We start from the raw sequence: 14,247 nt of genomic DNA on the forward strand, positions 1-14,247 counted from the left end.
AAGCTAAGAAAAGAATTTTGGAAAAGACTATGAAAACAAAAATATTATCAATTACCCTAGCCATTAGCAGCGCTATTGCTGTTAATGCCACTGCGGCAACCATGGCCCACAATTTTGCAAAAACAGCTAAATTTTCTGGTCAAGCCGGCGGTGTTGCAAAGCCACATCAAATAAACAGTCAATTTGATCAACAAAAACGAACGACTTTTCAGTGGTTCGACGATACTACATCAAAAAGTGAATTGAATTTTGTAGCTAGCAGAACTCAGCAAGTGCAGCAAGCTGCAAATCGTCAATTCGCTACTATCGCTAGTAAGCATGGTTTTACTGACAATGACGCAAGTCAGGCAGTCAGTATACCGGTTCATAATACCGGCACAGGCCCAATCATTATGCGCTATCAACAACTGGTAAATGGTGTTGATGTATTTGGTTCGCAAATCAATGTTGTACTCAATCAAAACTTAACTGCTATTGCTAGCAGTGGAGTGTTTGCACCAATATACGGAGATGCCCAAACCCAAAGTATATTGTCGCCAGATTCAGCTTTAAATTCAGTGGTAGCAGCTTATCGTGATTCTGGGGTGAGCTTGAATAGTGAAAATATTAGTGCTCTTGGCAGAAAAGGCAAGTTCGATGAATTTCAAGTTTCGAATCAGTCTAATGATACTGACGGTAAAGCTTGGGCACTTGGTAAATCTGCGGCACAATTTATTTACTATCCTTCTGCCAAAGGTGTTGAGCCGGCCTACATGATTAACTTGCAAACAGTTGTCGCTAATGAAAGCCGCAGCGAAATGCAAGGGTATATCGTATCAGCAGTTAATCAACGTATATTACATAAAGGTAAATTAGAAGCCGATCATAGTTATCGCTATCGTTTGTATGCAGGATCTGAGTCACCATTTAAGCCTTTTGATTCACCAACAACGATTGAGGTGTCACCTTACCCAACCGGTCTTGATCCTGAAAGTTATGGTCCATACCAAGATCATTTGCATGAATCAAACTTAGTCAGTATCAGCCATGCTGGAATTAGCACCAATGATCCGTGGCTGGCTACAAATAACAATTATGCGCAGGGTAACAATGTTTGGGCCTTTGTTGATAAAGTGCCGCCAGAAGGGTTTAATCCAGTTGAAGATTTAGAAAAACAGCGTGTTGAAAATGGTGATTATTACCTAGAGGCTTCATCTGCCGGAACGTTTAGTTATCCATATAATTATCGAGCTCCAGCTAATGATGATACCAATGTTAAAGCGGCATTAACGTCAGTATTTTACATTAATAACTTCTTACATGACTGGTTTTATGATTCAGGTTTCGATGAAAAATCCGGCAATGCACAGTTAGATAATTATGGGCGTGGCGGCATTGAACGCGATCCAATTGATGCTCGTATCGATTTTAACTCGCAAAACAATGCCTCAATGGCGACGCCACCGGATGGGCAATCACCGGTAATGCGTATGTACCCGTGGGGCTTATATGAACTTGGTTTTGAAGTTCGAGGTATGTTGCCAGAATTTTATAGCGAAGATGACGCTATTGATGAAGACGGCGAGCAGTTTTTTTGGGTGCCGCGATTTGGTCGAAGTGTATTTGGTCCTGCTACGTTCACTTTAGAAGATGACAAAGAAACGGCTGATATTTTAGAAAACGAATTAGTGATCGCCCATGATGGTGAAGGCGTAGATTCACAAGACTTATGTGAGCCAGTTATTAACGCTGATGAAATTCGCGGTAAAATAGCGCTAATTAGACGTGGTAATTGTAATTTCTTCCAAAAGGCATTGTATGCGCAAGCAGCCGGTGCGGTAGGTTACTTAATAACCAACCATGTTAAAGAAGGTGAAGTGAATGCTGCTGGAAATGTTGGTGGCAATCTGAATATGGCTTTAGGACCAAATGATGATGATTCTGATATGAAAATATCGGGTGTATTCTTGTCTTATGAGCATGCAGAACCTATCTACAAGTCAATGGAGCAAGGGCAAGTTGTTCGTATTGATGTCGAAGTTGAAACCGATCAAGCACATTCCGCTTTTGACACCGGTATTGTTTCTCATGAATGGGCACACTATTTAACCAACCGATTAATTCATAACGGTTGGGGGTTAATGCAATTTCAAGCGGCTGCTATGGGCGAAGGCTGGGCTGATTTTGTCGCTTTGATGCTGCAAATGAGAGAGTCAGACCGTAATATTATTGGTAATGAATTATTCAATGGTTCTTTCCCTATGTCATCGTTTGCTGGCCGTAATTTAGTTGGCAATATAGCGTTTTCTGAAGGCATCCGTCGTTATCCATACTCTACAGATATGAATGTGAATGGTTTAACGTTGGGTCATATTGCCTTTAGCGCCGAGTTACCTAACTCGAAAGTCGGTGAATTTCAGGGTGAATATCCTATTCCTAACAATGAAGTGCACAGTGCAGGTGAAGTGTGGGCTACTGTATTATGGGATGTTTATGTGGCACTGCATAATGAACGCAGTGACTTGTCTTTTGACATGGTTGAAAAACGCATGCGCGAATATCTGGTTGCTAGTTTGAAGGTAACACCTTATTGGCCAACATTTACTGAAGCACGTGATGCATTACTTGCCGTTACTGCTGCAACGGATACACGTGATTTTGAAATTATGTTAAAGGCATTTGCTAAGCGTGGTTTCGGTTTAGATGCTATATCGCCGCTACGTACAGATGCCTTATTTGAAAACGTTAAACAAGGCTTCGCTACACAATACCCATCTTTTGTTGTTGAGAATGTCAGCGCTGATTATAACTATATCGGTAATTCTGGTGCCTATTGTGATATTGATGAGTCACTTGACGTTGGCGAGACCATGCAAGTATCAATGCATTTAAAAAATATAAGCAACATGCCGTTATCTGGGATTAATGCCGTTATAAATACGATTTCAGACGTTACCATTATGGTTGATGGTGAAGAACTTGTTGATAACCGCATGCCAATTGTTTTTTCAGAAAACAATTATGGTGAACTCATCGAGTTCCCGTTTGAGGTAACACTACACAGTGGCGAAAATTTATCGACCGTACGTTTTGATATTAGTTTTGAAAGTGACAACCCAGAAGCGATTATCCCTCCTGTAGGTACGGCTTGGACGCACGCGCAAACCGATATTATTAAATATGATCATAGCTTCAGCAGGTTTGAAGAAAATATCGCGACGGAGTCTGATTGGACTTCATTTGCCCAAGATGTATCAACAGCTGCCTATGGTAATGCAGTATATCCTTGGGTATTAGATGCCGGATTTGGTTCAAATAACTTAAGTATGCGCCAGGGACAAATGTGGTGGGGCGCTGCGAGTCCTACCAGACAGCTAACTGCCCTTGAGTCACCAGAAGTAATTGTTAATGAAAGTGGAGATTTTAGTTTTGAATTTTTCCATGTTTATGAATTTGAGATGGCCGAGTACCGTTTAGAAGGTGCAGCAGATGATGCACCGTGGACGCTTGAGTATTGGGATGGTGGTGTTATTGAAATTAGTGTTGATGGCGGTGAGTGGCAAGATGTGCTTGAATTTAATGCCCTGATGTCTGATCCATATGACGCGGTGATCCATGGCACATTTGCACAAAAAATTGCAACAACAAACAATCCTCTAGGCCATCGCTTGGGCTATACCGGAAATATGCCTGGCGGACAAGACGTTGTAATTAGCATCCCAGAGGGTGAATTAAACGGTAAAAGGGTACAAGTACGCTTTGCTATTGGCACCGATGAACAAGCGGCAACAGCCGGTTGGTTTATTGATGACTTTAGGTTTAATAATGTGGTTAACCCGGCATTTTCACTTGCCGTTGGTGAACAATTTGAAGCCTGTGGTAATCGTATGCCTTATATAACTGTTGATAAACGCATAACCCACAGTGAACATGGCAATGGTGAACAATCAATGATCACGCTATCTGCCGATGTATTTGATTACGATGGTGATGATGTGAGTGTGCATTGGCAGCAATTATCGGGCCCTGACGCAGAGTTAATCGATAGCGATAAATCTCAAATGAGCTTTGTTGCGCCAATCATAAATCGAAATGAAGAGCTTATTTTTGAAGTAACAGCAACTGACAGCCAAGGACAATCTCGATCACAAGAAGTCGTTGTTACGTTATTGGACGTAAATATAGCACCAACTGTAGATGGTCAAAGCATCACGGTTACTGAAGGCGATTTTGTTAACGTGACTATTGTCGCAAATGATGCCGATAACGATGCCTTATTGTACAAGTGGCAGCAGTTATCAGGTGATTTGGTTCGCATGCAGGGTGCTAGAACCGCAACATTAAACTTTAATGCTCCAAACGTTGAAGAAATTCAAACATTTGAATTCTCAATCACGGTTACCGATGGTTCAGCTAGCGATGAAGCTATGGTTAGCGTAATCGTTGAGCCGAGAAAATCAAACGTTTCATCAGGTGGTAGTTTAGCCTGGATATCAATTATGTTTTTAGCATTTGCAGCGCGTTTACGCGCAGCATCGGCTGTAACCAACAAACGTTAATTTGCGAGTAGATAAAGAGAAGTATTATGAAACATATAATAAAAACAGCGCCATTTAAGCGCACCTTAATCGCCGCAACATTAATGTCGGCGTTAGCGGCTACTGAAGTTATGGCGGATGCAACAACTGGCCATATTGCCGGGCAAACAATTTCCTATAGTGACCAACCGGTACAAGGGGTTGAAATCAGCATTGTTAATATTAATACCGGTTATAGCAGAACCATCAGCTCTGATAAAGACGGTAAGTACCGTTTTCCATTATTACCGTCTGGTACATACAACATCTATGCTGTTAAAGATGGGTTTATGGTTACCGAACAAGAAAATGTGGCCGTTGGGGTTGGTGGTAAAACACTGATTAATTTGGCTATGAATGAAGAAGGAATTGAAACCATCGAAGTTCGAGCTTCGCAAATTATTGCCATAGATACCACAAAAACAGAGTCTGGTTTGGTTATTTCTAAAGACGAGTTAGAATTATTGCCGGTACCTCGTGATATTAATTCCGTAGCTTTGCTTGCCGCCGGTAACAACAAAGGCGATGACGCATTTGGCAACTTAGTATCATTTGGTGGTTCATCTGTAGCTGAAAACGCCTATTACATTGATGGTATTAACATAACTGATGTTCGAACCGGGCTTGGTCAAAGTCAATTGCCTTGGGAAATGTACGAAAGCTTTGAAGTTAAAACTGGTGGGTTCTCAGCTGAGTATGGTCGAGCAGTAGGTATTATTAGTGCCACAACTAAAAGTGGTAGTAATGAATTTCATGGTGGTGTAAATGCTCGCTACATTCCAGACTCTCTTCGTGAAAACAGACCTGACGTTAAACGGACTGATATAGGCTCTGAGCTATACGGTACAGAATATTTTTCCATTAACCATGGCCGTACTTACGAAAAAGTGGATTTAGATATTTGGGCAAGTGGATATATTGTTGAAGATAAATTATTTTTCTACGCAATTTATAACCCGCTATTTGAAACTCGCGAAAATGCAAGTCTTTGGAGGTATACCGAAACAGACAGTAATGATGCTATTTGGGCAACCAAATTTAACTGGAATATTAGCGATGATCATCGTTTAGATTTGACCTACTTTAACGATGAACGTGATTATGAAATAAGTACTGACCCATATGATCTAACCAACAAAATCATTGGTAGCTACTACTTTATTCCTAGTTTAAATGGCGAAGATCGTAATCACGGCAGGGTAGTAACACCTGTTGTTGGTAACAATCATACGTCTTATGAACAAAAGCAAGGTGGTGAAAACTATTCGTTAAAATATACTGGTTATTTGACTGATGATTTTACCATGACGGCAATGCTTGGTCACAATGAAACACAAACCAGTAATCGTTCATTAAATAATGAAGGTCAATCTCGCATTGTTGATAGTAATACAGGCATTATTTTACATGGCCCATCAATTTCATCGTATGGTACTTCGCGTGATACTCGCGACCAATATCGTGTCGATTTTGATTATTATTGGCAAGATCACACGTTCCGTTTTGGGGTCGACATTGAAAATATGGAAGCCTATGAGAATAGAGATGCCTATGGACAAGGTTCATATACATTTGCCATTGGTAATGACAATTTAATCGATTTCCTTGAAGGTAATACTGATGTTGTCTACCAACAAGACAGCAAAGTAGTTCAATCAGTTGATTTTAATAACAATGGTACCTACGAAACCGAAAACTTTGCTTTGTATGTTCAAGATGAATGGCAGATCACCGATAATATCGTATTAAACCTTGGTTTACGTTATGACGAATTTACCAATAAAAACATCAATGGCGATGAATTCATTGAGATGGATGGTCAAATTGCCCCTCGCTTAGCGTTATCGTGGGATGTATTTGGTGATGGTGAAAGTAAGTTTACTGCCTCATATGGCCGCTTCTATTTACCTGTTGCTACTAATACCAATATTCGTCTAGCGGGTGAAGAGCGTTATGTTATCTCTCGAGATTTACAACTTGATGCAATTCCGGCTTCTGAATTTGAAAACATTGCTGATATTTTAGGTTCTAGTGAAATGGACTTAATAGCTGCCGATGGTACGTTAAAAGATACTCGCCGCTTAGTCGATGAAAATATTGAACCTATGTATCAAGACGAGTTTATGTTGTCATATGAACAATCTATTGAGGGCTTTGTTTGGGGCATTCGCGGCACGTATCGTGAGTTGGGTGAGTCTATTGAGGATGTTACCGCACAGCACGGCCTTAGCGATTATCTTAAAGAGGAGTTTGGAGAAGATTGTGCTGCTTGTGCAGGTGATCAAGCTGCTATGTATGTATTAACCAATCCAGGATCTGATTTAAGTATTTGGGTTGATACCGATGATTATATCGACGGGGATGGCAACCTAGTTGAAGGTCCATTGGATGCTCGTAAATTCAATATTCCTAATGAGTATATGGGCTATCCTGAAGCAGAGCGTAAATACTTAGCTTGGGATTTAAAGTTTGAGCGTAGATGGGCTGACGATTACACGTTTTCGGCTAAATATACCTGGGCGCATTCATGGGGTAATACCGAAGGTTTAGTTGACTCAGATATTGGTCAATCAGATTCAGGTGCTACACAAAGTTTCGATTACGCTGGTGTAATGGATCATGCCTATGGTGATTTACCGAATGATCGCCGCCATACATTCAAACTAACCGGGGCTTACGCAATCACTGATGATTGGATCGTTGGTTTAAATGCCACCTGGCAAACGGGTCGTCCAAACAATTGTTTTGGCTATCATCCAACGCCGGGCGCGGTTCCTGCGATTTACGGTCCAACGTCTTTTTACTGTGAAGAAGAAGTGATAGATCCTGATAGCGATCCAGAAAACCCTGAATACATAGCAGAGTCGCAACCAAGCCCTCGTGGTTCAAAAGGCCGTACGCCAAATACATTTGTACTGGATTTAAGCTTAACTTACCGGACTGAGATATATGGCTATGAAACCTCAGCGCAGCTGCAAGTGCAAAATTTGTTTAATGAAATAACCGCGACACGTTATTTTGAGACGGGCGAAGTCAATGACTTAGTATTACCTAAGTTAAAAGAGCTTAACCCTGACATGGTTGCTAACACTCATCCAGACTATGGATTGGTGACGCAAACAACTCAGCCTCGTTATGTAGAGTTTTCAGTATCAGCGAAGTTCTAATTATTTAGAACAAATAAAATACAAACCCCATAGAGCTACGCTTTATGGGGTTTTATTTTGTTTGATTTATAGTTTCAAAAGAGCCTGTTTTGAATAAATTGCTACTATCTAGCAGATGATTTATCTCAACCCCTGAAATAGGTGGCAATATTTAATGAAAGCACAAGAAATATAACCGTGATTTTAAAAGCGATAATTTTGATGTTCCGTTTATCACGACATTAAATATAACATAGCATTAAGTGTTTTTAGCGAGCTACAACTCAGGTTTACCTTCAATGTATACAACCGGTGATGCAGGGTAAGCGAAAGACGTAGAATCAAAGCTTTGAGGGGATTTGTATCCTCATTCTGGCACAAATAAGCTAAAGCACACTTCATGCTCTTAACTAAACTTAATTGTCAATGTAACTAGCCGAAGTAGTTGAATTAGAATGTAAACCGTAACAAATAAAAAACCACTAGATTAAATTATCAATCTAGTGGTTTTATTTATATCAACAAATTGTACCTAAAGGTTTGGTTTTAGGTTTAGGATTTACCATTATATATAAATGTACAATTTAGTGTGATACAGCAAGAACCTGCAATATTATCGCCATTATGCATTATCCCTGGAGCTGCTTCTGGGTAGGCACCAAATGCACAACATTTATTATCAGAAGCACCTTCGCTGCCTTGATGAGAGTCTACACATAGCCCAGCAGGTATGCTTTCGCCTTCTGTGCTTGTACAAGCAAATAGATTCTTGAAATTGTAGTCTGGGTCTCTTAAAAATACTTCTTGATCAACACCTGATGCGGCACAGATATTAAAGCCATCACCAATCAATGGATTTGGTATACACAAACCAGAATCAGCATCTTCCACTTCACCAACTTTACAATTGCCAGCAAGCAACCAAGGTGTCATCGACACAATATTGTTTAGAGCGTATTCGCTGCTACCTGTCTCAACCAGTAAATCAGCACCAGTGGTTAAGCCGCCACCACCAATCCAAGTATAGCGCGTAGGTAAATCAGAGTTACCTGATTCAGTTACCAATAAGCGACCTTGTTCATCAAGGTCCCAGGTTGTATTGGTACTACCGTTATTCTCAATTACACCCGACTTGTCAGCGTAAAAATAGCTTTCGTACGTCGATAACCCTGCGTCAACAATATATTTTTTATCATTGTTAATATGCTCTAATAGTATTGCTTCTGATAAAAAATCAATACCAACATCTAACATCGTTTGATAATCTGAAACGATTAAACCTGCATCCCAAGCATTTAAAAAGATCAATTTTGGCATGTTAAAAATAGGACTAAGATCAACAGCTGGGTTTTCAATCGATGTTGTTTCTGACAAATCAGAACCTGCAATGGATAGAGTCTCAAGATTAGTTAAGCCATTAATGCCTTGGATCAAATCAATATTTTGATAACTAATATCAAGCTCGAGTAAATGGCTAAAACTGTATAAAATCTCAAAATCTACATTTTTACTTCCTGCCACATTTAATGAGGTTATTTGACTGAGCTCTTTCAACAATGTCCAGTCAGTCTGAGGAGCAAAAAACGTATCAGTAAAACTAACTTTTGTAAGGTTAGTAAAGTGAACTAAATCTTCAAAACCAATAATTTCTAAATTTGAACATGCGATTTCAGTTACAGCAGCCGCTTGTGTGTTTTCAGGGTATGCTGTAGTGAGACATTGTTTTAATTCTTCATTAGAGAATGATACTTCATCTAAATACGCCGTAGTAAAATCAGCAATACCGTCAAAGTTAGCATCAGCATATGAATGCTTACTTAAAGGAAATGCATCGACATCGTCTTCGACACCATCATTGTCTGAGTCAGTTTCTTCGTTATTCATCGTGCCATCAAAATCACTATCAATAGACGAACTATTAGTATCAATGATGTCTTGTAAGTAAACGGTTAACCTTTCTGCTCGGGTGGTTGCCATTGCTAATTCTGATTTTGATAAATCCGCAGCAATAAAATCACCAAGTAATATGCTTTCGCTGATATCTAAGTAATTCGCTATGTTTGTAAAATATTCTGCTTTGCCATTCGCTTTTAAGGTCGAATATGGTGAAACAAAAGCACTTACACTGTTTGTTGTTGCATCAAAATTAACGTTGCCTGCAGAAAAAGTTACAGGACGAGTTTCAAAATCATCGTTTGTGCGAGATAGATCGTTGGCACCCGCACCTAAGAAAGCTAAAATATTAGCATTGGTATTAGCGTCTATATTTTCTTGCGTTACCAATATTTCAAAAAATCCAGCGCCGTCTGTAGTATCGTTTAACTCGTTGTCATCGAGCACTCCATTGTTATTTGCATCTAAAAATACATTCGCGCCACTCACGTAGCCATCTATTACTTTACCGCTGATGTGTACAACGTTATTTACGGTCAGATCAAATGTCGTTAAATCAACCGTTTCGGTGCCGTCACTTACGGTAATAATAATACCCGCCGTCGTACCTGAGTCACTTAACGTTGTCGTACCAGAAAGGGTACCTGTAGTAGAGTCGAAAGTAGCCCAAGTCGGCTGTTTATTAATACTAAAAGAAAGTGTGTCGTCATCGCTATCAGTTGCACTTGGTGTAAATGAAAACTCTTCCAATTCATTAAGTGTTGACACTGGAACACCTGAAATAGATGGAGCACTATTCGTCGGTGTCGGTGTCGGTGTAGGAGTCGGAGTCGGTGTCGGCGTCGGAGTCGGAGTCGGCGTCGGAGTCGGCGTCGGCGTCGGAGTCGGAGTCGGAGTCGGAGTCGGAGTCGGCGTCGGAGTCGGCGTCGGAGTTGGTTTGTCACTACCGCCGCCACCGCCACAGGCCGATAAACCTAGAGTAGCTGTGACAAGTAGAGCGATGCATGACTTATTCATTTTCTTACCCATGTTGAAGTTTTCCTACTTGAATGTAATTGCTGTATACACGCATTTTTGTTGCGTTTAAACACCAGTTGTTAATTTATCTCAGTATCAAGAGTAAGCCATCAAATCGCTATAAGATGTTAAAAACTGTTAATGCCAATTTTAATTGTTAATGAGGGGTAAATAGGTGGTGTTTTTTAAGTGAGGTGCATCGATTTTAAATGCATTTTTCCTATAGAAACAATTCGTTAGTGTTATCTTTTTGTTTCTATTTTGTTGCTTGAGAGTTGATGGTTTTATAATCAACCGATCAATCTTCAAAAGCCTGTGAACTTGTTAACCTTTTTTCACATATTTCTACAACAAATTACATTAGATTAAGGCTGAAAATTTATTTTCTGCAGCTTTAATTAGCTCAAACCCCGTTAATCAAGGGGCTGCAGGACAAAAGTTAAATATTATAACTATTACTGTATAGGCTAACATTATGAATTTAAGCTTAAATAAGTTAACCAAGGCTATAAGCCTGTCGTTGTTAACTTCCTCACTGCTACTGAGCCAGGTTGCCAGAGCAGAAGCTGAACAAAGCGTTAATGAGCAAGAAGAGCAGGTTGAAGTCGATCAGGTTGAATCAAACCTAGTCGATGAGTCATCAAAAGATGAAGACATTGAAGTATTTCAAGTCACTGGTTCTCGTATTAACCAAACCACCCTAGAAGGTCCTTTACCGGTTGAAGTGATCAGCGCTGAAGATATGCTGAAAGCGGGTAACATGTCTGTTTACGATGCTTTACAAAACTTATCGCAAAATACTGGTTCGGTTACAGGCGACGAAAACTCTAATGGCTTTACCCCAAATGCCAAAGTACTAAATTTTCGTGGTTTAGGGCCACAGTACACTTTGGTATTAATTAACGGTCGCCGTATTGCTAACTACCCAGCGGCTTATAATTCTAATGCCACTGTAGTAAACGTTAATTCTGTGCCAATGTCTGCAGTTGAACGCATTGAAGTTGTATCAACAGGTGCCTCTGCTATTTATGGTTCAGATGCAGCTGCGGCAGTAATTAACGTTATTCTTAAAAAAGATTTTGCCGGTTTATCAATGGGTGGAACCTACGGTACGCCTGATAATGTTGATGGTGACTCAGGCCGTTTTAATATTGTAAAAGGCTTTGATTTTGACAATGGTAATGTTACCGCTGTTTTAGAGTATTCAGACTCCGATACTATTACTGGTCCATCAGATATGGATTACCCATTTGGTACGCCGGTAATGAGCCGAGGCTCAGCCAAAGTTAATTCGCTAGCCGCACAAGGTTATGACGCATTTTATAATAACTTACCTGATAATTTACGACCAGACACTTATGTTGACCCAGGTAAAGATGTATGTGACTCATTATTAGGGCAAGAATACTCATATCGCGAACAAGACGAAGAAAGCTCAATTCCGGGCTCTTATGGTAGTTACTGTGGTTTCGATATTGGTAAGCGAAGTACGATTCGAAATGGCCAGGAAAAAATATCGGCCATGGTATCAAGTAACTTTGACCTAGATTCTGATATTACAGTTTTCGCCGATTTAATTTTTACCCAAATTGATGCTGAAAATGATCGTGGCTATATCAATGTTCAAGGTGTGGTTGAAGATCCAAACTCTTCAGCGCCAATTTTTGAATTTGGCGATGGTAACAATAGTATTTTGCTACCTGGTAATATGTTCGGCTACGAACACAACTTACAAACCCATTTACGCTTAATGGGCTCAGAAGAAATTGGTAATACTGCAACACAGTTTGATGAAACAGCGTATAGCTTCTCTGTTGGTGCTAAAGGTTATGTACTTGATGACTATGAATGGGAAGTAAGCTACACACAAAGCCAATATCAAATGGACACCGAGCGTACTCTTGCTGATCATAAAATGGTGGAGCAATACTTTTTAGGCGAAAAAGTGCTAAATCCAGATGGTGGTGATCTAACTTATTTTGGTAATCCAGTTTACGATGGAAATTCATCTCATGATGTATTTTTACCACTGGACCAAACGGCAATAAATGATATTTTTGGTCGTGCAAAAGAGCAAAATGAAACATATTCAAATATGCTAACAGGTGTACTATCCGGTGACTTATTTGACGTGCCAGCTGGTACTGTTCAGTTCGCCGCAGTACTTGAATACATGCACGAAGGTTTTGATTATAAAGCCGATGACAAAATGCTTGCTCAACCTGGTGAAGGTTGGTGGAATTTTGCAGGTTTTGGCGGTGAAGGTGACCGAGATCGTTATTCAACTGGTTTAGAAGTTAAAGTTCCACTTTTAGATGGTTTAAGTTTAACTGGAGCTGTTCGGTATGATGAATACCATTATATCGGCAAAAGTAATGGCGATATCACGCCCGCGATTAGCCTAGAATATCGTCCATTAGATGATTTATTAATCCGCGCTTCGTATTCTGGTATTTTTCGTGCTCCAGATTTACAAGCCGTATTTACCGAAAGTTCATTCTACAGTGGTGGTACCGATTGGTTAGGTTGTTACGATCAAACATGGGCGCCTAAAGGGGTTACTCCAGAAGAGTTTTCTAACGGTCCTGATGCTGGTATATATCAAGCGGCTTGTCGCTCGTTCTCTTCAACATTTAAAGCAAATAAATTGCCTGCAACCGATTTAGAAAATGAAACTGGTGATTCATACGGCATTGGTTTTGTTTGGGAGCCAGTTGAAAACTTTTCTATCCAGTTTGATTACTACGAAACTGAAATTAACGATCAAATTCAGCAAGCAAGTCTAAACGGTATTTTATACGATGAGTTTGTTTGTGCATATCAAGATGAAGTTTCTGACTCTGTTACGTTTGGTTGTGAAAAAGTTAACCAATTAATTATTCGCAAAGACTCTGAAGATTCAGAATTTTCTCAAAGCAGTCTAGAAAGCGTAAACACCACGCCGTTTAACTTGGCAATGCATCGTCAAACTGGTACCGACACTAAAATCAAATACTCTTTTGATACCAGTGACTTTGGCAGCTTTAACTTCGGATTAAGCCATACCGGCATCATTAGTACTCAACGCGATACGATTGAAGGCGACGGCACACCACCAAGAGAATTACATGACTTGTTAGGCAACCCGGAAGCAATCGATACCGTTATCGGCAGTGTTGGTTGGTATAAGGATGGTTTATCGGCATCGATGAATGTGCGTTATAAAAGTGGTTTAGGCCCGCGTCGTCCACAACCTGTGCAAAACGCCGATGGTAATGATGCGCTATTTGATAAAGACACCGGCAAAGAGATTGATTATGTACTTGATGAAGATGAAAACCCAGTAGATAGCGAAGGAGAGCCAATTGAGAATGCTGAAAAGAAAACGTCACAAAAACGTTTAGATCCTTATGTTACTGCCAATTTGGTACTAGGTTATGCCTTCAATGAAGGAGACACTCGAGTCAATTTTACGGTAAATAACGTATTCGATGAAAAGTCTCCTAAAGATGACACCTTCTTAGCTCACGAATGGCCTTGGTACAACATTGGTGCCTACGCAGGCTCAGCAATTGGTCGTGAATTTTACTTAGGTTTTGAACACAATTTTTAATGGTTAGTTAAGTCGTTAAATCAATCACATAAATTTTATTACG

4 protein-coding genes are annotated in these 14,247 nt (G+C 40.0%); 3 read left to right on the forward strand and 1 reads right to left on the reverse strand.

Translation table 11 applies throughout. From position 1 onward, the window contains the following. Positions 1–29: 29 nt before the first annotated feature. Both RGQ13_RS06195 and RGQ13_RS06200 read left to right on the forward strand, forming a co-directional pair. Positions 30–4,538 (forward strand): M36 family metallopeptidase, encoded by a 4,509-nt coding sequence (locus tag RGQ13_RS06195; protein ID WP_348392691.1) that lies wholly within the window; start codon positions 30–32, stop codon positions 4,536–4,538. Between the two features lie 26 nt (positions 4,539–4,564). Continuing rightward, on the forward strand, positions 4,565–7,723 hold the full coding sequence (locus tag RGQ13_RS06200; protein WP_348392692.1) for a TonB-dependent receptor: 3,159 nt from the start codon (positions 4,565–4,567) through the stop codon (positions 7,721–7,723). Between the two features lie 531 nt (positions 7,724–8,254). On the opposite strand, the gene RGQ13_RS06205 is transcribed toward RGQ13_RS06200, so the two are convergent. Then, the gene (locus RGQ13_RS06205; RefSeq protein ID WP_348392693.1) at positions 8,255–10,612 is read right to left on the reverse strand and encodes a putative Ig domain-containing protein; all 2,358 of its coding nucleotides are present in this window, start codon (positions 10,610–10,612) and stop codon (positions 8,255–8,257) included. Positions 10,613–11,087: 475 nt separating this feature from the next. Here RGQ13_RS06205 and RGQ13_RS06210 point away from each other — a divergent pair, with 475 nt between their 5' ends. Next, a complete protein-coding gene (locus RGQ13_RS06210; protein ID WP_348392694.1) occupies positions 11,088–14,204 on the forward strand; it encodes a TonB-dependent receptor domain-containing protein in 3,117 nt (1,038 codons plus the stop codon). Positions 14,205–14,247: the final 43 nt, after the last annotated feature.

It is taken from the genome of Thalassotalea psychrophila, from assembly GCF_031583595.1.
Lineage (GTDB): Bacteria > Pseudomonadota > Gammaproteobacteria > Enterobacterales > Alteromonadaceae > Thalassotalea_A > Thalassotalea_A psychrophila.